This is a genomic window from Brevibacillus sp. MER 51, from assembly GCF_023714195.1.
In the GTDB taxonomy this organism is placed as follows: domain Bacteria; phylum Bacillota; class Bacilli; order Brevibacillales; family Brevibacillaceae; genus Brevibacillus.
This window is the reverse complement of the sequence record NZ_JAMAUS010000015.1, coordinates 26,703-48,719: the sequence shown is the minus strand read 5'-3', so window position 1 is coordinate 48,719 and position 22,017 is coordinate 26,703. Positions and strand designations below refer to the sequence as shown.

Below are 22,017 nucleotides of genomic sequence, written 5' to 3'. Positions count from 1 at the left end.
GAAGCTCCCTCCAAAATCGGTTTAGCGACTCTTGACCAAAAGCTCTACGGCTTCTTTCACCAGCTTGCTCGTGTCTCCCCCAGTAGCCTGCTCCTCTAGCAAACAGCGTTGCAGGTTTTCCGCTACAATCTGGGCAATCGCCTTGTCTGAAGCGTTGCGAACGGCAGAGAGCTGTGCTACTACGTCTTTGCAGTTTTTCTGGTCGTCCATCATTTTCAGTACACCGCGGACTTGTCCTTCGATTCGTTTTAATCGTCTTTTGATATCGTCACTGTAGTTGTAATCCATATGAATTCCTCCTGCTTGGAACTACTTTACATACAGGTATCTTATGCGAAATACAGGCAATGTCAAGCGAAGCGCCTACGTGAGCTGTTTTAAATAAACAGGTTTACTTTTGCCTGTGTCGCATCCCCCAAATAAGCAGCTACACCTGCATACTCCATTCCGTCGAGCAGTTCTTCCTGCTTAAGGCCGAGCAAGTCCATCGTCATCGTACAAGCGACCAGCTTCACCCCCTGCTCCTGAGCCAGCTCGATGAGTTGCGGAAGCGTCAGGGCATTGTGCTTTTTCATGACATGCTTGATCATCTCTGGCCCCATGCCCATCATGTTCATTTTAGACAGTCCGAGCTTCTTGGCGCCTCTTGGCATCATCCAACCGAATGCTTTTTCAAGCCAACCCTTTTCTACCTTCACGATCTCATCTTTGCGCATGGTATTTAGTCCCCAGAAGGTGAAAAAGATCGTGACATCATGATCGTAAGCCGCAGCTCCGTTCGCAATAATAAAGGCCGCAATCGCTTTATCCAAGTCACCGCTAAACAACACAATTGTCGTTTTTTCTTTTTGTTTTTCCATGTAAGAACACTCCTCAGAAATACTTATACTTGTATAGGTATAAAAATAAGCGAAAGAAGCTTTCGCCAAGAAAAGCATCTTTCCTTATAGAATGTCACTCCAAATCTTGATCGCCGTTCCACAGATCAGCACAATCAGGCCATAACGCAAATATCTCACATCGCTCTTGGCGCTGACCATACTGCCCACCGGCGCCCCCAAAACACTTCCGATGACCGTATACAAAACGGGCAAGAGCGGAATTTGCCCACCCGACAGCTTCCCGATCACACCTCCTATTGCGGAGATGAATACAATAGCCAAAGATGAGGCAATCGTCACCCGCGTAGGTATTTTCAGCACGGTCAGCATGATCGGAATGAGGATGAACGCTCCCCCTGCACCGACAATCCCGGATACGATTCCTACGGCAAACGCTGCACCAGCAGCAATGAAGCGGTTATACGCAACTTCCCCTGCTGCCCCTTCTGTCCCTCTATTTTTCACGAGCATCAAAATCACGGCGATGATTGCAAGTATCCCGTACACCACATTGATGCTTTCATTCGACAAGTATTGGGAGAGAGCTGCACCAATCAGGCTGCCCCCCAAGATGCTTCCCCCCATATCTCTGACGAGTCCTTTATGAATCAGGGGCGAGTTTTTCCCGTTTCTTTTGCGGAAAGCCAGTACGCCAGACAGCGACGCGAAAAACACTTGAAACATCGATATAACCGAAACTTCCTGTGCGGAAAACTGCGCCACCCCTAGTGCTGGTGGGATAAACAGAAGCATCGGATAGCTGATGATCGCTCCGCCAATCCCGAGCAATCCGGAAAAAAAGGAGCCGACAAAACCGAGAGAGACCATGAGCAGAAGCAGCAAAACGTCCATATATCCTCCTCGCATTCCTACCTAACACATCGGAATGCTCAACCCTCTTTTCAAATGAGTCATCATCAAGTAAAATTAATACCAAGTAAATAACTGTGAATAAGGTGATTTAAATGGTCCGCTTTTTCAAATCCATTTTTCAGCATCGGTGCCCCACCTGCCAAGAACCTTTGCGCTCACACAAAAATGCCTTGTTCAGTGAAAAGCAATGCCCAAATGGCCACTACAAAGAAGAAATCTATACGCACCTTGGCGTACGTATCGTTTATGAAAATCAGGAGTAAGCGAGCACTATACGAACCGTTAGAGGCTTCATCCAAAAGTGCTCGCTTCTGTCTCCCTATAGCTTTTTCACCAAAAATTTGTACACACCGTTCTCAACCTCATGGGAAACCAGCTCATTCCCGGTTTGCTTGACCCAAGCGGTGAAGTCGTTCAAAGAGCCTTTGTCTGTCGAGAGTACTTCCATCGTTTGACCGGATTGCATTCCGTCCATTGCTTTTTTGGCTTTGACGATTGGCATCGGGCAAGCCAGACCTTTTGTATCTACCATAATATCCGCCATTTTTCATTCCTCCTGTTATATAAGCGCGAGATCAAAAGACGATTTTTTGAACTACCTCTTGGTTATTTATCGTGAATGGCGCAGCGATTTGGCCCAACTTCCATCTCTTGTTGTTCCTCTTCGCTCGGTCTTAATTTCCCCATGTTCACTTGGCGAATCTCTTGATACGCATTCGGCTGCGGCGGCAAATGATGCGTAACGATATGCCGGAATTCACTTTCATCCGCAATCGTTAGCCCTGGATTATTGCGATACAAATCACCCAAACGGGCGGATACGACACCCATCGAACCAATCTCCGTGTAGCTGCCAAAATGAGCAGGCAACACGACTAAATGCTCGGGAAGCTCTTTATATCGATTATACAAGGTGTTGTGCAGGTCTCCCACCCAATCTTCTGCTTTCCCGGCCAAATCCGGGCGCCCGATCGAAGCGACAAACAAACTGTCTCCCGTGAGAAAAAACGTATCATCGACAATCAGTGACGTACTCCCGATGGTATGTCCGGGGGAATAGATTGGCAGGATCGCGATTTTGGTTGCCCCCACTTGGATTTCTTGCCCTTCCTCTAGCTTACGATAGGAATACGTAACTTCTTCCGCATCTTTTTCTGGAAGCCAATACGACGCATCGAGCTGATCTGCCAGCTTCTTTCCACCGGAAATATGGTCGGCATGCAGATGGGTATCGATGGTGTGCTTGATCGTCCATTGATGCTTGGCTGCAAATGCTTCGTACACATCCGTCATTCGCAATGTATCGACGACAGCCGCTTCTCCTCCTGATACGACCATGTAAGACAAGCAGCCTTTTCCAATGCGGACAAACTGATAAATCGCACCGCCATCACGGAGGTCTCCCACCTTCACTGGCTCCAGATGCTCACTCCACGCTTTCATTCCACCTTGCAGGTAAGAAACGTCTGCAATGCCCGCTTCTGCTAACATCTCTGCGACAAAAATGGACGAGCCCTCTTTTGCACAGACGACCAACACCTTTTGATTCACAGGGATTTTCTCCAGAACACTCTCCACCCCATCCAGCAAATCAAAGTAAGGGATGTTCATGCTCACTACTCGATGCCCTTCGATTCTCCAATTCTCGTAATCGCTCGTATTGCGAACGTCGAGAATAAACAATTCCTCCTGCGCAAAAAGAAGCTGCGTTAGCTCGTGTGCTGTCATCGCCTTCACACCTGTTTGTTGTTCCATCATCTTTCTCTCCCCCTTATTGTTTTTCTGCCGGGCCATTCCAGCCAGACATACCCGGTACTACATTGGTGATATTGGTAAAACCTTTTTCGGCCAGCAACTGACAAGCCATGTCGCTGCGCTTGCCAGATCGGCAGATGATGTAAATGTCGTCATCGGGCTGTAATTCATCCAAGCGCTGCTCTAATACTCCCAGGGGTATTAAAATAGCTATAGGAATGCGGTGAAAAGCGTACTCCGCCGGTTCTCGCACATCAATGAGCGTCAGCTTCTCGTTGGCTTCCAGCTTTTTTTGCAGTTCTTCATTAGAAATGGTCCGCAAGAAATTCGTCTCCTCTTTCACCTCATGGGTACTCGCTTTTCGCAGGAAATGCTTCCACACTTTCCCTTCCTGAACTGTACCCAAAAATTCATGCCCGGTATTATTTGCCCAGCTCTTCAGGTCAACCAATGACCCTTTATCCGTCGCCTGTACCTCCATCACTTGACCCGGTAACATCTCTTCCATCGCTTTTTTTGTGCGTACGACAGGCATTGGACATGCCAACCCTTTGCAATCTACTGTTTTATCAGCAGAAAAATTCGATTGTACAGACATGCTGTCTACCTCCTACGTTTTTGAATGGAAATGTGATCGATCAACATTATACATATACCCCTATGGGTATTATAATATGCCCCTCGTTTTTCTTTGTCAATAGTCGAAACGTGACCGACCCACTCTTTCATACGTATCTTCTTAGAAACGAACTTGTACCAACATGGAGGCGCCCAATGAAACTAGCTGACCGGATGAAGGAAAAGAACACGAAGACAACAGAGCTGTCAATTTGGGGACCATACTTACGGGAAGAATGGGAAAAGCATTTTGCGAGCCATCTGACCGAAGAGGATAAAGAGAGGATTTTTCTCAAAAATAATGACGGCTACCAGGGGTATCTGTGGCATTTATTCAGCAATAAGCTGAGGGATTGTCTTGAACGAGAGGAAGCGGATGAGGCCTTTCAGCAGGTAGCCCATGAGTCGTACTATGTGTTTTACCAGCTTGCTAACGAAGTGCTGATCTTGGAAAATGCTGCGAGGTTTTCTGTCGCGGACTTGGAAAAGGAATACGATGTGTACGTCGTGGATAAGGACTTTACGTGGACGTATGTGAAGACCCATGAAACCAAGTGGTGTGGGCCTTATTTTTGTAGGAAATAGGATGAGGGAAACAAAGAGAGGAAGCATTCGGATACCTTTAGGGGTATGCGTTATGCTTCCTTTTTGGATGGATGAGCTGATTATCGTTTTTGGAGATACTGCAAACTGTTTACCATGATCTCTTTGAAAGGGGGAGCAACAATTTCTTGTCCCCATAATTTTACCCAGAGGTCTTGAGATTTGCTTACAGTTTTTGTTATATAAAAAAGAAAATGCCGGCCCACTTGAGCTATTATCTCGGGGGACAGCACCTTTTGGCGATAGAAATTGGCTATCAAACAAGTGGAGGCGTTCAAAAATGGAAGAAAAGAGTATTCGAAAAATTAGGGTCACGGATTATCATGGTATTTATTTGTTAAACCTAGACTTTAACCCGAATCTGCATCTATTTTCTGAAGAAAAAGTAAAAGAGAAGATTGAAATCATCACAAAGAAAACAAACGACATCATCTCTTTGTGTGTGAGCAAAACAACGAAGTAATCGGATATATCCATGGAAGTCCCTATGAATTGCTTTTTTCCGACTCTTTCGTAAACGTCCTAGGGTTTGTTGTGAAAGAAAAGGATAGGAATCAAGGTGTAGGTAGCATGTTGATTGAACATCTTGAACAGTGGGGAAAGAAGAATGGATTTTCTGGGATGAAACTGTTGTCCCACCCGAGTCGCATACATGCTCACAGGTTCTATGAACGACGTGGCTATCGATTTACAAAGGATCAGAAAAATTTTATAAAAAAGTTCTAAGCTAATGAAAAAACGCTTCTCCTGCCGCCCAGGGCAGCAGAAGAAGCAGTCTAATGTTTTAATCTATACTTTGAACTTGTTAATCTGCTCCTGAAGCTCCTCAGCCATCTTGGAGAGGGAAGCCGCAGACGAAGCGATCTCCTCCGTGGAAGCCAACTGCTGCTCCGTAGCGGCAGAGACGTTATTCACGCCGCCCGATGCTTCTTCCGCAATCGCTGAAATCTTCTCCACGTAATGGACGACCTCGTCCGTGCTTGCCGCCATCTGTTCCGCGCCTGCGGATACTTCCTGAATCTCGCCCGCGACCTTGTTGACCGCATTCGAGATGTTCTCAAATGCCTGTCCAGCTGCTGTGACAATCTCCATGCCGCTTTGCGTTTCGTCGCTGTTCATTTTGACTGCCTCAACCGCCTGCCTTGTATCATTCTGAATCAGCTGCACCAGGTCAGTAATGCGCTGCGCAGACAATGAGGATTCCTCGGCCAGTTTCCGAACCTCTTCGGCAACGACAGCGAAGCCGCGGCCATGCTCTCCAGCTCTTGCGGCCTCAATCGCCGCATTCAGTGCCAGCAGGTTCGTCTGACTCGCCAAATTATTAATGACCTCGGTGATCGTTCCGATCTCTGCCGAACGTTCTCCCAGTCCCGTAACCAGCTCTGATAGGGATGTGATAGAATTACGGACGGTATTCATCTGTTCAACCGCTGACTTGATGATCATATTTCCTTCCGCAGACTGGTTGGCTGCGTCAACGGCCGATATCGATACGCTCTGTGCCAACTGTGCGATCTGTTCCGAACCCAAAGCCATTTCGCCCATGGCCTGAGAGGAACGCTTGACAATATCCACCTGCTCGGAGGTACCCGTAGCCAATTCCTCCACTGTTAGGGTAATTTGCTCGGATGCCTTCGCATTTTGCTCTGCGCTGGCTAACAGTTCTTCCGACGAAGCTGCTACTTGCTCAGAAGTCGTAGCTACTGATTCAATCATAGCGCGCAGATTCGCCGACATCGTGTTGAAGGATGCCGCCAACGTGCCCAACTCGTCCTTGTTACGCAGCACAATCGTATCGCCCGTTAGATCGCCACTCGCAATCCGGACAGCGGCCTGATTTATTTGCTGGATTGGCTTTGAGATGATATGTGCCATGAAGAAGGCGATAAGCAGCGCAATGGCCGCCGCTACGAAAGTAGTCACAAGAATGATGACAAACGCTTGCTGGGAAAGCTCCGAAGCGCTTTGACTAACCTTTCCGGCCCCCTCATTGTATATATCGATTAATTTGACAATATTATCATTGGCCGTGTACCACAAAGGGTAGGCCACGCTATGTAACTTACTTGCCTCATCATATTTGTTTTCTCTGCCCAACTTCACGAACGCAGGCATTTTTTCCAAATAAGCATCGTATTTGGTGTTAAACTCTTCAAACAGATTGACAATCTCACTGCCTTCCGCATTGCTGGCATACACAAGCGTCTTCAGTTGTTTCCGTTCATCCTCGATCTTGGCAAGCAGTTGATCCAGAGCCTCCTTCTGCTTCGTGAGCTCCTCCTCGTTCTGTTCGACGATAATGTTGAGCGCAAAACGCTCCACGTCGGAAATGTCTCCATTCAACGTGCCAAGCAGGGTAACCGCTGGCATCCATGACTTATCGATATCCCCGGATATCATGGTCAAATCTCTGATCTGGCTTAATGCAAATGTACTCACAAATGCTAGGAGCGCAACAACTGTAAGAAACCCCGCCAGTAATTTGGTGCGAAGTGTAAGCCCTGTTTTTCCTGTTGCATTTCCCAACTTTCCGCTCATAATCCCCACTCCCCCAGCTACAAATAAATAAAATATATAATATATCTAATTAATATATCGTCATATAACACAATGAAGTATAGAGTGAAAACCGAATTTTATTGTTTATACATTAACAAAATCTACGGCTTTAAGTACGACTCAAAATTGCTTCATGCTTTTGCAACACGGCTGTAAGGGGTAATTATTGTTAAACCCTCCTGCTCAGCCATGTAGACCAGTATACTCAAGAATTGATCAAGGGTTTTGGAATGAAAAAGAGGGTATCCCAAAAGTCGATTTTCCGACTTAGAGACACCCTCTTTTTCTGTGAAACATTATATACAGGCAGAGCTGATGTTGAAGTATATTCTTGCCAAAAAAATGAAAGCATATCTCCGCCTCATCGGCAAAAATATGCTTCATTCTCTTCGGTCCGAAAAATCTAAGCGGAGAGAGTGGGATTCGAACCCACGCACGCCTCACGACGCCTAACGCATTTCGAGTGCGTCCCCTTATGACCACTTGGGTATCTCTCCATATTTGGTTTGTCAGAAACATTACTTACTATAGCAAAATACAGTCAAAAATGCAAGACTCATTCCTTTGCATGCCCCTTGATTTGCGCGGCTCATTAGGCCAAACTAATAACAGCACACACGATTGGTATCCGATCAGAAGAAAAGCGAGGAACATATATGAAACGTGAACGTTTGGACAAGGTGCTGGCCAATATGGCAATCGGCACGCGCAAGGAAGTGAAAGCATTAGTAAAACAGCGACTGATCGTCGTAGACGGCGTTGTCGCAACAGACCCGGGGATGCATGTCATTGCCGAGGAACAAGAAATTCTTGTGGATGGAGAACCGCTAAACTTTAAGCGCTGGGTATACGTTTTGCTGAACAAGCCGCCCGGAGTCGTTTCTGCTACAGAGGACAATGTCCATGAAACCGTAGTGGACTTGCTCCCGTACGAGTGGGCAATCAAGGTGCATCCGGTAGGCCGACTGGATATTGACACAGAGGGTCTCTTGCTCTTGACCAATGATGGTCAGCTCTCCCATAGCCTCTTGTCCCCGAAAAAGAAAGTGGACAAGGAGTACTTTGCCCGCATCGATGGCCGGGTCACTGAGCACCATGTACAGGAGTTTGCCAAAGGCGTGGAATTAGAGGACTTCACTACACTGCCGGCCAAGCTGGAAATTATCTCTTCGGGAGAAACATCAGAGATTCGCGTCACCATCATGGAAGGAAAGTTCCATCAGGTAAAGCGGATGTTTGCTGCCTTCGACCTGCAGGTCACCTATCTGCAACGGATTCGTATGGGCCCGCTTCATCTTGACCCGTCACTCGCCCCTGGTGAGTATCGCGAATTGACCGAGGAAGAGCTGCACATGCTGCAAAATGTAAACAAATAAAAACCGCCTGCATGCAGACGGTTTGTCCAGACAGCCCGGTCATTCCTGTACCGGCTGTCTTTTTTTGCGCAATCCACGAAAGAAGTCCTTGAGCATCTGCCCGCATTCCTCTGCAAGAACGCCCTCTATGACTGGCACCTGGTGATTGAAGCGCGGTTCTTCAAGCAGGTTCATTAATGTCCCGGCACAGCCCGCCTTCGGATCGCGAGCGCCATACACGACCTGTTCGATGCGGCTTTGAACGATTGCACCCGCACACATTGGACACGGCTCCAACGTCACGTACAGCGTACACCCGATCAAGCGCCATCCACCCAAGTGTTCACTCGCCTCCCGTATCGCGATCAATTCCGCGTGCAAGGTAGGGTCTTTTTGTGTTTCCCGCAAGTTGTAGCCGCGACCTACGATTTCCCCTTCGCGCACGATGACCGCACCGATCGGAACCTCGCCAATCGCAGCGGCTTTCCGGGCCTCTTCCATGGCTTGTTTCATATAATAATCATGTTCATTTGCTTGTATCACGTTTCCCTAAAACTCCTTCAAAAACAGTCTTTCGTCCCGAACAAACGGACCCTTTTACTCAAAAAAGTTGATTCAAGAAGTTTTTGTCCCTACCCGTTCACATACTATCTGAGAGATTACATACATTAATGATGTAAGGAAGAAGTATGCAAATCATTGTTAGCCTCTTTCTGGAGGGATGTGAGTGGGCTTAACCTCTGCAAATACGTTATTTGATCGCTTTCACAGTCCGACTAGAGGTCTACTGGCAAAAGAAGAAGTGTTTTCCCACATCGAACATACCATCTCATCAATAGGTGGTCCATTTGAAATTATTGTGGGGGCCGACTCTCAATTAAAAAGCCGCGGGACTTTTTTTGCCCTTGTTATCACAGTGATCCGTCCCGGGCATGGGGGTACCTTCTTTTATCACAAATTTCAGGAACGCCGGTACTCATCCTTGCAACAGCGTATATTTCAGGAAGCGATGTACGCAGTCGGACTTGCCACAGAAGTACGCCAATATTTGCGGGACCACCACTTAGATACTCCCATCCGCCTGCATTTTGATATCGGCACGAATGGTCCTACCCGTAAGTTTATCCAGTCTTTGTTGAGCTTAGCAGAAACCAATCACTTTCGTGCCGAGATCAAACCGAACTCCTTCTGTGCATCTACGATTGCCGACAAGTACACCAAGTAACAAAGCGAGCGGATTGCTAATGAGGCGTCCGCTTGGCTTTGTTTTGTCCTTATCCTGTCGGTTCAAACAATTCGGGACAGGCTGCTGCTTCTCCTGCCCGCCGTGTTTTTCCCGTTCACAGAGTGATTGACAATGTACGAGACGTGAGCTATTATAAGCTTTAATTGAAGCGTTTTCACAAGGCGTGTTACTGGTAATGCAGGCATGAGCCGAGAAGATCTTTTTCTTGTTAAAAAGGTTTTTTCGGCTCTTTTTTCTGATTAACGTCATGGTTCATCGGCGTTTTTCATTAAATTGGATGTGACCGCTTGCGGTAAGCAAATACGGTCATGGACCGTTTTTGTCTATCTAAAGGTGGTGGAATGGATTGTCCCGTGAAAAGGAAAAAACGTACGCTATTACGCGTGTGTTGAACCATAACGTCGTACTCGTGGAAGAACCCGGATCTGGACAAGAAATTGTCCTGTTCGGAAAAGGAATCGGATTTGGTGCAAAAACCGGGAATACCATCCCCGCCCATGATTTGCGAGTGGAAAAGCGCTTCAGGCTCGAAAATGAAAATCATCAGAAGCAGTATCAGAACATCCTGAGCCAAGTAGATCCTGCTGTCGTAGGAATTGCGGAAGAAATCATCGCTCTCATTGCGAGTGAGATCACGCCAGAATTGAACGAACACGTCCACGTTGCCTTGCCTGACCATATCCAGTTTGCCATCTATCGGCTCAATAACGGGATGGAGATCGTGAATCCGTTCTTGTTCGAAATCCAGACGCTGTACACGAAGGAGTACGCACTGGCGAACCGGGCAGCGGATATGATCAAAAACGCATTCGACCTGGACATTCCCGATAGTGAAATCGGATTTCTGGCCTTGCACATTCATTCCGCGATTAGCTACGTCCCAGTAAAAAAGGCAGTCCAATTCACCAACATCATCACCGAGTTGGTAAGCCTGATTGAAGAGCGAACAGCCATTACGATTGAACGCAGTACCATTGATTACGTTCGTCTCATCACCCATTTGCGCTTTGCCGTTGAGCGCATCCGTCAACAAAAATTCATCAAGAACCCGCTTCTGGACCGAGTCAAAACGACCATGCCAGAAGCCTATCAATTGGCAACAGAGCTGGCTCAATACATCTCCACCCGTCTCGAGATTGCTGTACCGGAAGACGAGGTTGGTTACATGGCTCTGCACCTTTATCGCTTATTACAACAAAATTAAATCATAATCCTGCGTGTTACTAGCTCGACTAGGCATGAGCGGTGAGATCATACGGACATAGTAAGTATGTCGTCGTATGAATTCAACCGTCTCATGCCTTTTTTGGTTCAGACGCAAAAGGAGGATACTATGCTACGCAGTCTTTTTTCCCGGAAAAAACAACAACAAGAGGTAACCTTTCTTGCACCATTAACAGGTACCGTACTCCCTCTGTCCGAAGTTCCTGATCCTGTGTTCGCAGGTAAAGTCGTCGGTGATGGTGTAGCGATTCTGCCAAGCGCAGACACTCTCGTCTCCCCTGTCGATGGAAAGGTAACGCATCTTTTCCCTACTCACCATGCTATCGGGCTGTCGTCTGAAAGTGGTCTTGAGATATTGATGCATATTGGAATCGACACCGTGAAATTAAACGGGAAAGGCTTTACCCCATTTGTCTCGGTTGGCGATCAAGTAAAAGCTGGCGACAAGCTCATCCAATTCGACAAGAGTGTACTGGAGGATGCGGGTTGTCCGATCGTAACACCGATCGTTATTACAAACGGTGATATGGTTGCTGAAAAAAATGTAGTGGCAAAAGCAACTGTTCAAGCAGGTCAAGAGCCACTGATGACTGTCGTCTTAAAATAAAGCGAAGCGCATGGTTGAGGGAGGTAGAGGTACAACATGGTTCAATTTGAAGTAACCGTCAATATAGAGGGCGGGCTCCACGCGAGGCCAGCAGCTCTACTCGTGAATTGTTCGTCGCAATCTCAGTCAAAGATTACGCTGAGCAAAGGGACAAAACACGCAGATGGCAAAAGCATTCTCGGCATCATGACACTGGGTGTTTCCCAAGGTGACACCCTGACCGTTCAGATCGATGGAGCGGATGAACAAAACGTAGCCACTGCGATTCAGCAGCTATTGAAGCAATCCTCGTAAATCATACCGTGTAAACGACGGACAGGAAGGTGAAGGACGTATGTTAAAAGGAATCCCGGTTTCCGCTGGCATTTCGATTGCCCCTGTTTTACGCCTCACACACGAAACTGCCATCACGCAGGCAGAGTCCACCACTCCAGTGGATGCAGCTCAGGAGCTAGGACTACTTAGCAAAAGCGTAGAGCAAGCACGCGAACAACTGGAAAAGCTAAAGGAACAGACAGAGGAACAATTAGGTTCGGAAAAAGCGGCCATCCTCTCTGCTCATATTGCCTTTCTGGATGACCCGGCATTTGTCGGGGAGATGAGTGCGCTCATTGAAAATCAACAACTGGCGGCATCTACCGCCGTCTCGCAAGTAGCCGATCAATTCATTGCCCTCTTTGAGAGTATGGACGATGCCTACATGAAAGAGCGCGCGGATGATATTCGTGATGTGAGCCGCCGTCTGATTCGAAATATTTCGGGTGGTGACACCGTCATCTCCTACCCGGAAGAGCCTTTTATCCTGGTTGCATGGGACGTCACCCCATCCGAGACGCTTCAGCTTCCACTCCAGCATGTACGAGGAATTGTTACGGCAAAAGGTGGCGCTACCTCTCATGCAGCCATATTGGCACGCTCTCTCGGAATTCCCGCTGTCATGGGTGCAGGCGATACCTTGATGGAAAAAGTAGACTCCGGAAGTTTGCTGATTATCGATGGAACCTCTGGACAGCTGATTGTTTCGCCTGATGCGGATACACTGGCTGCCTATCAAGAAAAAGCCGCGCAGGAAGAAAAGGAACGCCAATTGTACGAAGCCATTAAGGAACTGCCTGCCGAAACAACCGATGGACATCGTGTTCACCTGATGGCAAACATGGCTGTGCCAGAAGAATCTGATGCACTGATCGCATCTGGTGTAGAAGGAATCGGGTTATTCCGCTCCGAGTTTTTGTTCATGGATCGCACCACCCTTCCCGATGAGGCCGAACAATTTGCTGCATACAAGCATGTAGCCGTTGCTTTTGGCGACAAGCCGGTCATCATTCGTACCTTGGATGTTGGCGGCGACAAGCATTTGCCAGCACTCGCGCTTCCGCAGGAGGAAAACCCGTTTCTTGGCTTCCGCGCCATGCGCATCTCCTTAGCCAGACCGGAATTGTTCCTGGTGCAATTACGCGCGCTCTTGCGTGCCAGTGCATTCGGTCGCCTGCTGATTATGTTCCCGATGATTTCCCATATGGAGCAACTGCGTGAAGCCAAACGATTGCTGGAGCAAGCAAAAGCAGAGCTGCGAGCAGAAGGGATCGCTTTTGACGAGAAAATCGCCGTAGGCATGATGATGGAGATTCCAGGCGCTTGCCTGCAAGCAGATGCGTTTGCGAAAGAGGTAGACTTTTTCAGCATCGGCACCAATGATCTCGTTCAATACACGCTGGCAGTAGACCGGATGAATGCCAATATCGCCGAGCTGTACAGCTACTACCATCCAGCCGTATTACGACTGATTTGCCAAGTTATCGAAGCTTCCCATCGGGCAGGTATTTGGACCGGGCTGTGTGGGGAAATGGCGGGAGATCCGTTGGCAACCAAGCTCTTGCTCGGATTGGGGCTCGATGAGTTCAGCGGTGCCGCTTCGGTCATGCCAAAAGTCAAAGAACGCATCCGCTCCACCAGCTTAGAGGAAGCGAAAAGATTGGCTGAACACGTCCTTACACTCTCTACTGTAGACGAGGTCGTTCAGTATCTGAAAGACAAAGCCTTATAGAAAGGTTTTGTCGCCCGAGTAGTGTAAGCGCTTCCAATATATCGATCAGAATGGTCTCTCTCCGGTTTATTCCTTGTGCCCTCATCATTTTGCATTTATCCGGAGAGCGGCTTCCCTGATAAATTCATCCCATTCCAAGGAGGTTTTATCCTATGCTCGCTTTTCTGCAAAAGATTGGGAGAGCCCTGATGCTCCCAGTCGCAACGTTGCCAGCCGCAGCGATTTTGCAAAGCTTTGGTCTTCTCAAATTCGAGAAGGACCTCAATCTCGGTGCCTTTGGTGCCTTCATGGACTCGTACATCGCTCCGCTTTTGGCTGCTGGCGGTGCAGCTATTTTTGACAACCTGGCATTAATCTTTGCTGTCGGTGTTGCCATTGGCTTGGCTGGAGATGCTGTTGCTGCTTTAGCCGCTGTCATTGCCTACGTCGTATTGACGAAAGTACTTGCTGCTGTTCCTGCTGCCATGCCTTTCATCGCAGATGATTTAAAACTGAACATGGGTGTCATCGGCGGTATTATGGCGGGTGGTATTGCAGCATTTTTCTACAACCGCTACCATTCGATCAAGCTGCCAGAATGGCTGGGCTTCTTCGGTGGAAAACGCTTCGTCCCAATTGTCACTTCTCTCTCCATGGTTGTCATCGGCTTGATTTTTGGGATTATTTGGGGGCCGATCCAGATTGCCCTTGACTCATTGGGCTCTTGGATCGTAGGTCTCGGCGCAACAGGTTCTTTCTTGTTCGGATTCTTCAACCGATTGCTCGTTCCATTTGGTCTGCACCACGTACTCAATGCGATTGCCTGGTTCCAAATCGGTGACTTTACCGATGCGACAGGAAAAGTGGTACACGGCGACCTGCATCGTTTCTTTGCGGGAGACCCGTCAGCAGGAATGTTTATGACTGGTTTCTATCCGATCATGATGTTCGCACTTCCTGGAGCAGCATTCGCTATTATTCACTCAGCGCGTCCTGAAAAACGCAAAGTAGTTGCTTCTATGTTTATTGGTGCAGCTCTCGCTTCGTTCCTGACCGGGATTACTGAGGTAGTGGAATTTGCGTTTATGTTCGCTGCCCCACTCCTGTATTTTGTCCACGCGATATTGACGGGTGTGTCCGGGTATATCGTGACCTCTCTCGGCATCAAGCACGGCTTTGGATTTTCAGCGGGTCTGATCGACTACGGTATCAACTACCACCTCTCTACGAATGCTTGGATGATCATCCCGATTGGTCTGGCATTCGCAGTGGTCTACTACGTCCTGTTCCGTTTCCTGATTGTGAAGCTGAACCTCAAGACACCGGGACGTGAGGATGATGAAGAAATGACAACTACAGCTACGGGAAGGAACAATTCGATGCAGGATAAAGCGATCCAAGTGCTCACCCACATTGGTGGAAAAGAAAACGTCGTTAGCGTAGACGCCTGCATCACTCGTTTGCGTCTCGTCTTGAAGGACGACAAGAAGGTCAATGACAAAGCCTTAAAGGACCTCGGTGCAGCAGGTGTTATGCGACTGGGTCAAGGAAGCGTGCAAGTCGTCTTCGGAACCCATTCAGAGCTGCTAAAAGAAGAGATAACCAAGCTATAAAGGAAAACGAAAGCCCGGTCACGGTGAAATCCGTACCGGGCTTTTTTCTGTTTCCTGAATGGGTAACGGACGCGACCCGGCATCATTCCCATCATGTGTCGTACTATATGGGCATCGCGCGTTGTTTTCCAACTCCTTTTCAAACATGACCAAGCGCTCGAGAAATCCCTCGCAAGCCGGCATACTCTGTGGCGCCATCATTTCAATTTCGTAAGCGACGGTCTTTCTCCATATTTCCAGCTGCCTTCTATTTGCCTCCCTAGCGTTCAACCCATCCCACCCCTTTTTGCTAAATCAGCAAACAATTCTGATAAAAAGATCAAGCATGCTGCATCGTAGTTTTTTAGCCAACACTGGCAAATGATTGGCCTTGAAGTCATATTCTCCCTTCTCGTACTTCAAGTATGTGGAAGCATTTCGAAACCCGAGTGCTTCCGCCATTTCTTGCAAGGTCAGCTTGCACTCATTACGTCGTTGCGCGATAAACGGGAGGTTGAGTCGTTCCACCAGTTATCCCCTCCTGATTTGCAAAAATGGCAAATATTTATAGTTACATCATATCCTTTCAATTTTAGCAAAGTCAATACAGATTTTGTCATATTAGCAATCTTGTTTTTTCCGTAATGGAAAATTGTTAGAATGGAATTGCCAAAACGATAAAGGTGGTCTCACGATGTCCATAGTTGGTCAACGCATAAAATGGCTGCGCGAACAAAAACAATGGTCACAACTTCAATTAGCTGAAAAGCTGGGCATACATAATACGGTACTTTCGCGGATCGAGTCAGGCGAAAAGAAGGGCGTCGATTTTCATCTGATTTCCAAAGTCGCAGATTTATTTGAAGTATCCACCGATTTTCTCCACGGTCGCACGGAAGAACCAACTTGGAAACGCGGTTCTGTCCGGGAAACACCAGCGACCTTTTTGGATGTCGATGGCCTGACAGAGAAAGATCTGATTGAGGTCAAGCGCCATATTGAGTTTTTAAAATGGAAGGCTTTGCAAGAAAAGAACGAAGACCCTTCTTAACGAATAACAGAAAAACCCCTGTCTCCAGGGGTTTTCATCGTGGCAAGCGTCAGGCGTACTCTCCTGATGCTTTTTTTATATAGGCTGTGTTATTCTTCGCTGTCGTTAGCCATTTCGTCTGCATTCAACTCGATCCAGCTCTGCGACCAAGACTCAATTCCCTTGAGCACTGGAGTCAGAGCTTTCCCCATTTCCGTTAAGGAATACTCTACGCGGACAGGAGCAGAATCAGTAAACACCTGCCGATGCACGAGTCCTTCCTTCTCCAAATCCTTCAAACGCTCAGAAAGTAGCCTTCCGCTTACTGGCAGGGCCCCTTCCAATGCACAAAATCGCTGTGGTCCCGACAACAACTGGTATAGGATTAGACCTGTCCATCGCTTCCCCAACAACTGCATACCTTTTTCGAACTTGGGACAGAGGGTAGACTGTTTCATAGGTATCACCTCATTCTCCTTCCAGTATACCGCTCTTTGTTCAATCCATCAAAACCAATGATGCGAATCACCCTTGAAAAATACACTTGCCAACTGTTGGGATTTTATCGAATCACTTGACTTAGGAATTTATTATTGTATACTTACTAACGAAAAGTAACTTTGTTACGCATTTAAATTTCGGAGGGATTCATACATGTCTAATCGTTTTGAATGGAGCGCACTTATTCTACGTGTGATAGCTGGACTTACTTTTGCCATTCACGGAGTGGCCAAATTCCAAATGGGGCTGGAGAATGTCGCTGGTTTCTTCGGGACCATGGGACTCCCTGCATTCATTGCTTACCTCGTAACCTTCTTGGAGGTAGTAGGCGGTATTGCCTTGATTCTAGGTCTGGGTACTCGCGTGTTCGCAGGTGCGTTGTCTGTTGTCATGATTGGTGCAATCTTTACAGCCAAGCTCGCTGTCGGCTTCCTGGGTGGTGAAGGTGGGGCTGGTTATGAATTGGATCTGGCCTTGCTTGCGATGTTGGTTTCTCTTGGAATTAGTGGCAGCACCAAGTTCGCACTGGACACTATCCTGTTTGGAAAAAGATCGGTTGAATAATCCATTGTTTCACATATAAAAGCCAAGCCTGAAGGTCACATTTGAGCCCCTTCTGATTTGGCTTTTTTTATTCTTTTTGCGGTGATTCCTCGATCATTTTTTTATTGATGATCCTTATTTTATCTGCTGGTGATTTCTCGTCCTTTGCACTAATAAATACGGAGTTATCTCCCGCTTCAAAAAACATGACATAATCCTGATCGGCCATACTCTTCTCTTCACTGACAGGCGCTCCCAGATTTTTACGGATTGTGTCCAGATTCGTTTCATTAAGATGAAGGCCGGCCAAATCAATTCCATATACGCGATCTTGCCCATCAAAATAAATGAGTGCAGTCTCTAGCTTCTCAAAGACTTCATAGCGCCCGCCATCCCAATAATCCTGTTTCGTTACCTTGCCGTATAGCGCAGAAACTTCATCCCGCTTCATCCCGATGTGGATATCGAATCCACTGATTTCGTTTTTGGCGAGCAGCTGCAAAAATTGCTCATTGAGAATCATTTGACGCACGGTAGCGGTTTGCTTCTCTTGCTTTTGGTCGCCACCGCTGTTTCCCGCCTCTTGCTTCTGCTCGGTTACAGGCTGTGGTTTTGTATCTGTTGATACGTTCGTGTCAGGTGAACAGCCTCCTGCAATCAAGCCTGCCATTACGGTCATACACACCCATTTTCTCATCCGAATTCGCTCCTTTTCTTCCTCTTGAATGGTTTCATCGCAACTTCATCACGGGTATGACGTATCTTTTAGTAAAAAGTGAGGTGTTGTATGATGCCACTCTGGTTACTCGTCGTATTTATTTTCGGAGGTCTCTTGCTGATTGGAGCCATCATCGATTGGATTGCCAAGCGCCGGAAGCAGAGAATCCTCATAGAGCGTAACAATCGTGATTCCCATTCCTTTAATGAAGGATACGATCCGAGAAACAAAGACGAATATCTCAATTGATAGACGCAGATTACCATCATTTGGTTACCAGACCGAACCTAACAAAAAAAGACCCCAAAAAGGGTCCCCCTTCACACCACAATGCTGATGATAATTCCTGACAAAATGCTGACAAGTGTTGCCCCATATAACAGCCTCAATCCAAACCGGGCGACGACATTTCCTTGTCTTTCATTCAAACCTTTTACCGCGCCAACAATCGTCCCGATGGAGCCAAAGTTCGCGAACGAGATCAAAAACACAGACACGATGGCAATTGTTCTTTCGCTCAACTGACCTTGAATCTTCGTAAAGTCGAGAATGGCGACAAACTCGTTCGCTACTATTTTGGTGGCCATGATACTTCCTGCTTGTACAGCTTCGTGCCAGGGAACCCCCATAAGAAAGGCGAGCGGGGCAAAAACGTACCCTAATAACGCTTGGAACGAAATACCGAATACTGCACTGAATAACCCGTTCACCATCGCAATGAGTGCAATAAATCCGAGCAACATCGCGGCAACGACCACGGCTACTTTAAACCCATCCAGAATGTACTCTCCGAGCATTTCAAAGAAGGCCTGTTTCTCTTCTTTTTCTTGATCGAGCAAATCATCTTCCGGCTTTACTTCATACGGCGTAATAATGGATGCAATGATAAAACCACCAAATAAGTTGAGTACCAATGCAGCTACCACATACTCCGGTTTGAGCATGGTCATGAAGGAGCCCACGATCGACATAGACACGGTGGACATTGCAGAGGCGCACAGCGTGTACAACCTGTTTTCCGGAATGGCACCGAGCTGTTTTTTCACCGTAATAAACACTTCGGATTGCCCGACAATCGCCGAGGCGATCGCATTATACGACTCCAATTTTCCCATGCCATTCACTTTGCTCAATACGAGCCCTACATACTGAATGAATAATGGGAGGATCCTCGTGTACTGCAAAATGCCAATCAGTGCAGATATGAAAACAATCGGTAGCAAAACTTGCAAGAAAAACGGCGTCGCACCCGGATTCGCAATGCCACCGAAAACAAAATTAATCCCCTCGTAGGCATACTTCAGGAGTATGGAAAAACTGCTGGCAATGCCTGATATGAAAATAAGTCCAATACTGGTTCGCAACAGCAGCAAGCCAAACACGATCTGAATCAGAATCATGATAAGGATAGGACGATACCGAATGTGCTTTTTATCACTACTTGCCAGCCAAGCAAGCAAAAATACGGTAATCAAACCTATTCCTGCGATGATATAATTCATGCAACCAACTCCAATAGCAAAAGATTTAGAGCCGACACGTACTATTACCGATCTGCTTGTCTTGCTCCATAATCTTCCCAAAAGAGCATAAAAAAACCCTCCTGAACGATGAATAATCGAACAGAAGGGGGATGGAACAACTATACATCTGCCACGGCGATGGCCTCAATCTCAATTAGCAGCTCGTCCCTGATGAGTCTGCTCACTTCAACTGCAGAGCTCGCTGGCGGGGTTTCTGTATTCACGTACTGATCTCGAATCTCTCGGACAATGTGAATCTTGGAGATGTCGGTCACGAAAAAAGTCAATTTCACTACATGATCAAAGCTGACTCCTGCCGCTTCTAACGCGAATTGGATATTTTCGAAAACTTGCTTGGTCTGTGCCGCTAAATCACCTGTGCCGACCACCTGGCCTTCTTTGTTGAGAGCCACCTGACCCGATACGTAAATCGTCCGGGCGTTCCGAACCTCTACCGCATGGGTATAGCCAAACGCAGGTGGCATTGTTTCAGGGTTAATGAATTTGATTCGCTTATCATTTTGCATCACGACACGCTCCTTGCTTTTTTACTGATTTCTATTGGAGGAATTAAATTGATTAAATAGTCCGCTTCCAGAGCTTCTTGGCTGTTCTTTTTTGTTTGCGGCTTCAAATTGCTGAAAAAGTCCGCCGTCATTCTTCTTTTTTTCTTCTATTCTTATTTCTTTCTTTTTGGGTAGGGGTTGTTGAATTGGTGTTCTTTCTGGCTTTACAGGCTTTACAGGCTCTACATTCTTTTTCTTTCTCGTATGGTTGGTGTTTTTCGTAATGATCTTGTTAGGGGTTTGCTTCTTCTTCTTTCTTTTTCTGGTCATATACCAATAGGATAAAGGAAAAATACCGAGCATGATCGCACCGGCTGTAATCAAATACAGCTTCCAGATGGATTGCCTTTTCTCTTCCTCCTGTTTTTCTTTCCGTATCTTTTGGACAACCTGTTCGAAGTCGCGAACCTTATAGTCTTCTTTAACAGAAGATAGATCCTTCACAAACCCAACGGAACGGCTTCCATCGTAAATAAAATTTCGCGGAACGTTATTTACTGTGAGCTGGTATATGTATCCTGTGGGGACCCCTGAATTTTGGATTTTTTCTTCTATCTCATCCAGAAGATCGGCAGAAGTCGGATCAATCATTTGGTCATATTCCAAAACTTCATAGTTCTTACTTTCTTTTTTTCCTATTAACTGAACATTTTCTTCATTGTTAAACAGAAAATACCTCGGAATCTTATTGATATTCTTCCGATAGACTTTGTTTTTCGGGAAATGATGCAAGGCCATTTCGTTGCTATGCTTTTCCAGTGTCTGCTCTGACAGCAGTACCTCTTCTGCTTCTATGATGGGGAGGTTTGTCTCAATGGCTTCATATTTGGGGAGCCATTGAATGGTACCATCCGAGCGCAAAAACAAGTAAATATCCTGATATTGAAAGGATGTCACATAGATTTGATCAGTTGGTAGGTTATGAAGATAAAACTCTTTTTCAAATGGTGTTGGATCGAAATTGTATGGGATGTTAAATACTGTTGACCCATTTATCTCACTCTCATCTACCTCTTCTATCTGTCCGTTATTATGTACGGTAAAATATAGGGAACCATCATGGGTGGATTCCCCCCATATCGTCGTTTGATAAAATTGATTGGGTCGTAAATGGTATGGTCCAATACCTCCATCAATTTGTATTAAGATTTCGTCCCGTTTGATTCTTTCCTCTTCCGCAGCGACTTCTTCGCTCGTCTCCTCTCCTTGGCCAGCCTCTTCTTCCTCGAATTGCTCTTCATCATCGTCATCATCGTCATGCTTCTTGATTTTAACCGGCTTGGATGATTGGAAACCGCTTGACGGTTTGGCCCTTTTTATCGTAGAGCTTGAGCCTTTACTGGTTGAGCCTGAGCTTTTTCCTGAAGAATATGAGCTTTTGCTTGAGGAGGATGAGCCTGTACTAGATGATCCCGAGCTTCTGCCCGATGAATAGGAGCTGGTACTAGATGACCCTGAACTTTTGCCGGACGAATAGGAGCTGGTACTAGACGAACCTGAGCTTCTGCCTGAACTACTGGAGCTAGATGAACTTGAGCCTCTAGATGACGCGGGTTCTACTGGAAGGATAACTAGACTAATCATTACAGCGCTAAGAAAATAGGCAAGCAAGTTCCGCATGAAATATGACCCCTCTATGAACCATCCAATGGTTCTCTCTTTCTAACAGTTAAATACTACCACCTCGTATCATGAAAATGCTACAAAATTCCTACCCTTCCTTCTTCACCCTCTTATGGCTTTTTACCAAAAAATCTATCCTGTATAATTTTTGGGAAATAGGAAAATAGAAAGGGA

The 22,017-nt window shown here is 46.8% G+C and carries 28 protein-coding genes and 1 tRNA gene; 13 read left to right on the top strand and 16 right to left on the bottom strand.

The features are described from left to right. Window positions 1-21: 21 nt before the first annotated feature. The 6 genes from M3630_RS25145 to M3630_RS25120 all read right to left on the bottom strand — a co-directional run bounded on the left by M3630_RS25145 (window position 22) and on the right by M3630_RS25120 (window position 4,107). A complete protein-coding gene (locus M3630_RS25145) occupies window positions 22-288 on the bottom strand; it encodes a metal-sensitive transcriptional regulator (protein WP_173612124.1) in 267 nt (88 codons plus the stop codon). Window positions 289-377: 89 nt separating this feature from the next. Further along, complete coding sequence (locus tag M3630_RS25140; protein ID WP_007719857.1) at window positions 378-860, bottom strand: DsrE/DsrF/DrsH-like family protein; 483 nt, start codon at window positions 858-860, stop codon at window positions 378-380. Between the two features lie 84 nt (window positions 861-944). Further along, entirely contained in the window at window positions 945-1,733 is a 789-nt protein-coding gene (locus tag M3630_RS25135; protein WP_251253918.1) for a sulfite exporter TauE/SafE family protein, read from the bottom strand. A 340-nt stretch (window positions 1,734-2,073) separates the two neighbouring features. Continuing rightward, the gene (locus M3630_RS25130) at window positions 2,074-2,298 is read right to left on the bottom strand and encodes a sulfurtransferase TusA family protein (RefSeq protein ID WP_251253917.1); all 225 of its coding nucleotides are present in this window, start codon (window positions 2,296-2,298) and stop codon (window positions 2,074-2,076) included. Window positions 2,299-2,360: 62 nt separating this feature from the next. Then, a complete protein-coding gene (locus M3630_RS25125; RefSeq protein ID WP_251253916.1) occupies window positions 2,361-3,512 on the bottom strand; it encodes an MBL fold metallo-hydrolase in 1,152 nt (383 codons plus the stop codon). A 13-nt stretch (window positions 3,513-3,525) separates the two neighbouring features. Then, window positions 3,526-4,107 (bottom strand): sulfurtransferase TusA family protein, encoded by a 582-nt coding sequence (locus M3630_RS25120; protein WP_251253915.1) that lies wholly within the window; start codon window positions 4,105-4,107, stop codon window positions 3,526-3,528. A 176-nt stretch (window positions 4,108-4,283) separates the two neighbouring features. Here M3630_RS25120 and M3630_RS25115 point away from each other — a divergent pair, with 176 nt between their 5' ends. The 3 genes from M3630_RS25115 (at window position 4,284) to M3630_RS31255 (ending at window position 5,456) form a co-directional block, all read left to right on the top strand. Beyond that, window positions 4,284-4,712 carry a DUF4275 family protein gene (locus M3630_RS25115; protein WP_251253914.1) on the top strand — a complete coding sequence of 143 codons (429 nt, stop codon included), beginning with the start codon at window positions 4,284-4,286 and terminating at the stop codon, window positions 4,710-4,712. Between the two features lie 298 nt (window positions 4,713-5,010). After that, window positions 5,011-5,193, top strand: a complete 183-nt coding sequence (locus tag M3630_RS31260; RefSeq protein ID WP_353057265.1) for a hypothetical protein — start codon at window positions 5,011-5,013, stop codon at window positions 5,191-5,193. Next, window positions 5,169-5,456, top strand: coding sequence for a GNAT family N-acetyltransferase (locus M3630_RS31255; protein ID WP_353057264.1), 288 nt, complete (start codon window positions 5,169-5,171; stop codon window positions 5,454-5,456). The genes M3630_RS31260 and M3630_RS31255 overlap by 25 nt, the downstream gene beginning before the upstream one ends. 63 nt (window positions 5,457-5,519) lie before the next feature. Here the strand turns inward: M3630_RS31255 and M3630_RS25105 are convergent, their stop codons facing one another. Further along, window positions 5,520-7,268, bottom strand: a complete 1,749-nt coding sequence (locus M3630_RS25105) for a methyl-accepting chemotaxis protein (RefSeq protein WP_251253913.1) — start codon at window positions 7,266-7,268, stop codon at window positions 5,520-5,522. A gap of 429 nt (window positions 7,269-7,697) precedes the next feature. Then, window positions 7,698-7,786: transfer RNA gene (locus tag M3630_RS25100), tRNA-Ser, on the bottom strand. Between the two features lie 159 nt (window positions 7,787-7,945). On the opposite strand from M3630_RS25100, the gene M3630_RS25095 reads away from it, so the two are divergent. Further along, the gene (locus M3630_RS25095) at window positions 7,946-8,665 is read left to right on the top strand and encodes a pseudouridine synthase (protein WP_048035529.1); all 720 of its coding nucleotides are present in this window, start codon (window positions 7,946-7,948) and stop codon (window positions 8,663-8,665) included. 39 nt (window positions 8,666-8,704) lie between these two features. On the opposite strand, the gene tadA is transcribed toward M3630_RS25095, so the two are convergent. Beyond that, on the bottom strand, window positions 8,705-9,187 hold the full coding sequence (tadA, locus tag M3630_RS25090; protein WP_251253912.1) for a tRNA adenosine(34) deaminase TadA: 483 nt from the start codon (window positions 9,185-9,187) through the stop codon (window positions 8,705-8,707). 184 nt (window positions 9,188-9,371) lie between these two features. Here tadA and M3630_RS25085 point away from each other — a divergent pair, with 184 nt between their 5' ends. The 6 genes from M3630_RS25085 (at window position 9,372) to nagE (ending at window position 15,360) form a co-directional block, all read left to right on the top strand. Further along, window positions 9,372-9,869: a ribonuclease H-like YkuK family protein gene (locus M3630_RS25085; RefSeq protein WP_056496045.1), complete on the top strand. Its 498-nt coding sequence runs from the start codon at window positions 9,372-9,374 to the stop codon at window positions 9,867-9,869. Window positions 9,870-10,236: 367 nt separating this feature from the next. After that, a complete protein-coding gene (gene glcT, locus M3630_RS25080) occupies window positions 10,237-11,094 on the top strand; it encodes a glucose PTS transporter transcription antiterminator GlcT (RefSeq protein WP_173612136.1) in 858 nt (285 codons plus the stop codon). A gap of 129 nt (window positions 11,095-11,223) precedes the next feature. Continuing rightward, window positions 11,224-11,721, top strand: a complete 498-nt coding sequence (locus M3630_RS25075; protein WP_237899753.1) for a PTS sugar transporter subunit IIA — start codon at window positions 11,224-11,226, stop codon at window positions 11,719-11,721. A 36-nt stretch (window positions 11,722-11,757) separates the two neighbouring features. Continuing rightward, the gene (locus M3630_RS25070; protein ID WP_251253911.1) at window positions 11,758-12,015 is read left to right on the top strand and encodes an HPr family phosphocarrier protein; all 258 of its coding nucleotides are present in this window, start codon (window positions 11,758-11,760) and stop codon (window positions 12,013-12,015) included. A gap of 40 nt (window positions 12,016-12,055) precedes the next feature. Then, window positions 12,056-13,768, top strand: a complete 1,713-nt coding sequence (gene ptsP / locus M3630_RS25065) for a phosphoenolpyruvate--protein phosphotransferase (RefSeq protein WP_251253910.1) — start codon at window positions 12,056-12,058, stop codon at window positions 13,766-13,768. A gap of 152 nt (window positions 13,769-13,920) precedes the next feature. After that, window positions 13,921-15,360 carry an N-acetylglucosamine-specific PTS transporter subunit IIBC gene (nagE, locus tag M3630_RS25060; RefSeq protein WP_173612139.1) on the top strand — a complete coding sequence of 480 codons (1,440 nt, stop codon included), beginning with the start codon at window positions 13,921-13,923 and terminating at the stop codon, window positions 15,358-15,360. 18 nt (window positions 15,361-15,378) lie between these two features. Here the strand turns inward: nagE and M3630_RS25055 are convergent, their stop codons facing one another. Both M3630_RS25055 and M3630_RS25050 read right to left on the bottom strand, forming a co-directional pair. Further along, a complete protein-coding gene (locus M3630_RS25055; RefSeq protein WP_251253909.1) occupies window positions 15,379-15,630 on the bottom strand; it encodes a hypothetical protein in 252 nt (83 codons plus the stop codon). 24 nt (window positions 15,631-15,654) lie between these two features. Continuing rightward, the gene (locus tag M3630_RS25050) at window positions 15,655-15,867 is read right to left on the bottom strand and encodes a helix-turn-helix domain-containing protein (protein WP_173612140.1); all 213 of its coding nucleotides are present in this window, start codon (window positions 15,865-15,867) and stop codon (window positions 15,655-15,657) included. A gap of 166 nt (window positions 15,868-16,033) precedes the next feature. On the opposite strand from M3630_RS25050, the gene M3630_RS25045 reads away from it, so the two are divergent. Further along, window positions 16,034-16,390: a helix-turn-helix domain-containing protein gene (locus M3630_RS25045; RefSeq protein WP_251253908.1), complete on the top strand. Its 357-nt coding sequence runs from the start codon at window positions 16,034-16,036 to the stop codon at window positions 16,388-16,390. An 89-nt stretch (window positions 16,391-16,479) separates the two neighbouring features. Here the strand turns inward: M3630_RS25045 and M3630_RS25040 are convergent, their stop codons facing one another. Next, on the bottom strand, window positions 16,480-16,827 hold the full coding sequence (locus M3630_RS25040) for a winged helix-turn-helix transcriptional regulator (RefSeq protein WP_106656985.1): 348 nt from the start codon (window positions 16,825-16,827) through the stop codon (window positions 16,480-16,482). A gap of 196 nt (window positions 16,828-17,023) precedes the next feature. On the opposite strand from M3630_RS25040, the gene M3630_RS25035 reads away from it, so the two are divergent. Continuing rightward, window positions 17,024-17,434 (top strand): DoxX family protein, encoded by a 411-nt coding sequence (locus tag M3630_RS25035; RefSeq protein ID WP_173612143.1) that lies wholly within the window; start codon window positions 17,024-17,026, stop codon window positions 17,432-17,434. A 67-nt stretch (window positions 17,435-17,501) separates the two neighbouring features. On the opposite strand, the gene M3630_RS25030 is transcribed toward M3630_RS25035, so the two are convergent. Continuing rightward, on the bottom strand, window positions 17,502-18,110 hold the full coding sequence (locus M3630_RS25030; protein ID WP_251253907.1) for a hypothetical protein: 609 nt from the start codon (window positions 18,108-18,110) through the stop codon (window positions 17,502-17,504). A 90-nt stretch (window positions 18,111-18,200) separates the two neighbouring features. Between M3630_RS25030 and M3630_RS25025 the strand changes: the two genes are divergently transcribed. Beyond that, window positions 18,201-18,380: a hypothetical protein gene (locus tag M3630_RS25025; protein ID WP_173612073.1), complete on the top strand. Its 180-nt coding sequence runs from the start codon at window positions 18,201-18,203 to the stop codon at window positions 18,378-18,380. A gap of 71 nt (window positions 18,381-18,451) precedes the next feature. On the opposite strand, the gene M3630_RS25020 is transcribed toward M3630_RS25025, so the two are convergent. From M3630_RS25020 to M3630_RS25010, 3 genes are all read right to left on the bottom strand, one after another. Continuing rightward, on the bottom strand, window positions 18,452-19,633 hold the full coding sequence (locus M3630_RS25020) for a NupC/NupG family nucleoside CNT transporter (RefSeq protein WP_221868209.1): 1,182 nt from the start codon (window positions 19,631-19,633) through the stop codon (window positions 18,452-18,454). Window positions 19,634-19,773: 140 nt separating this feature from the next. Next, complete coding sequence (locus M3630_RS25015; RefSeq protein WP_251253906.1) at window positions 19,774-20,181, bottom strand: RidA family protein; 408 nt, start codon at window positions 20,179-20,181, stop codon at window positions 19,774-19,776. A gap of 21 nt (window positions 20,182-20,202) precedes the next feature. Next, entirely contained in the window at window positions 20,203-21,840 is a 1,638-nt protein-coding gene (locus M3630_RS25010) for a hypothetical protein (RefSeq protein WP_251253905.1), read from the bottom strand. Window positions 21,841-22,017: the final 177 nt, after the last annotated feature.

What these genes read in the sequence shown, in the direction of transcription:
- M3630_RS25020 (WP_221868209.1), bottom strand. Translation starts at nt 19,633, where the DNA reads ATGAATTATATCATCGCAGGAATAGGTTTGATTACCGTATTTTTGCTT.
- M3630_RS25040 (WP_106656985.1), bottom strand. Translation starts at nt 16,827, where the DNA reads ATGAAACAGTCTACCCTCTGTCCCAAGTTCGAAAAAGGTATGCAGTTG.
- M3630_RS25030 (WP_251253907.1), bottom strand. Translation starts at nt 18,110, where the DNA reads ATGAGAAAATGGGTGTGTATGACCGTAATGGCAGGCTTGATTGCAGGA.
- M3630_RS25130 (WP_251253917.1), bottom strand. Translation starts at nt 2,298, where the DNA reads ATGGCGGATATTATGGTAGATACAAAAGGTCTGGCTTGCCCGATGCCA.
- M3630_RS25045 (WP_251253908.1), top strand. Translation starts at nt 16,034, where the DNA reads ATGTCCATAGTTGGTCAACGCATAAAATGGCTGCGCGAACAAAAACAA.
- M3630_RS25095 (WP_048035529.1), top strand. Translation starts at nt 7,946, where the DNA reads ATGAAACGTGAACGTTTGGACAAGGTGCTGGCCAATATGGCAATCGGC.
- M3630_RS25015 (WP_251253906.1), bottom strand. Translation starts at nt 20,181, where the DNA reads ATGCAAAATGATAAGCGAATCAAATTCATTAACCCTGAAACAATGCCA.
- M3630_RS25135 (WP_251253918.1), bottom strand. Translation starts at nt 1,733, where the DNA reads ATGGACGTTTTGCTGCTTCTGCTCATGGTCTCTCTCGGTTTTGTCGGC.
- M3630_RS25070 (WP_251253911.1), top strand. Translation starts at nt 11,758, where the DNA reads ATGGTTCAATTTGAAGTAACCGTCAATATAGAGGGCGGGCTCCACGCG.
- M3630_RS25105 (WP_251253913.1), bottom strand. Translation starts at nt 7,268, where the DNA reads ATGAGCGGAAAGTTGGGAAATGCAACAGGAAAAACAGGGCTTACACTT.
- M3630_RS25010 (WP_251253905.1), bottom strand. Translation starts at nt 21,840, where the DNA reads ATGCGGAACTTGCTTGCCTATTTTCTTAGCGCTGTAATGATTAGTCTA.
- ptsP (WP_251253910.1), top strand. Translation starts at nt 12,056, where the DNA reads ATGTTAAAAGGAATCCCGGTTTCCGCTGGCATTTCGATTGCCCCTGTT.
- M3630_RS25125 (WP_251253916.1), bottom strand. Translation starts at nt 3,512, where the DNA reads ATGATGGAACAACAAACAGGTGTGAAGGCGATGACAGCACACGAGCTA.
- M3630_RS25025 (WP_173612073.1), top strand. Translation starts at nt 18,201, where the DNA reads ATGATGCCACTCTGGTTACTCGTCGTATTTATTTTCGGAGGTCTCTTG.
- M3630_RS25145 (WP_173612124.1), bottom strand. Translation starts at nt 288, where the DNA reads ATGGATTACAACTACAGTGACGATATCAAAAGACGATTAAAACGAATC.
- M3630_RS25140 (WP_007719857.1), bottom strand. Translation starts at nt 860, where the DNA reads ATGGAAAAACAAAAAGAAAAAACGACAATTGTGTTGTTTAGCGGTGAC.
- M3630_RS31260 (WP_353057265.1), top strand. Translation starts at nt 5,011, where the DNA reads ATGGAAGAAAAGAGTATTCGAAAAATTAGGGTCACGGATTATCATGGT.
- M3630_RS25120 (WP_251253915.1), bottom strand. Translation starts at nt 4,107, where the DNA reads ATGTCTGTACAATCGAATTTTTCTGCTGATAAAACAGTAGATTGCAAA.
- nagE (WP_173612139.1), top strand. Translation starts at nt 13,921, where the DNA reads ATGCTCGCTTTTCTGCAAAAGATTGGGAGAGCCCTGATGCTCCCAGTC.
- M3630_RS25035 (WP_173612143.1), top strand. Translation starts at nt 17,024, where the DNA reads ATGTCTAATCGTTTTGAATGGAGCGCACTTATTCTACGTGTGATAGCT.
- M3630_RS25075 (WP_237899753.1), top strand. Translation starts at nt 11,224, where the DNA reads ATGCTACGCAGTCTTTTTTCCCGGAAAAAACAACAACAAGAGGTAACC.
- M3630_RS25115 (WP_251253914.1), top strand. Translation starts at nt 4,284, where the DNA reads ATGAAACTAGCTGACCGGATGAAGGAAAAGAACACGAAGACAACAGAG.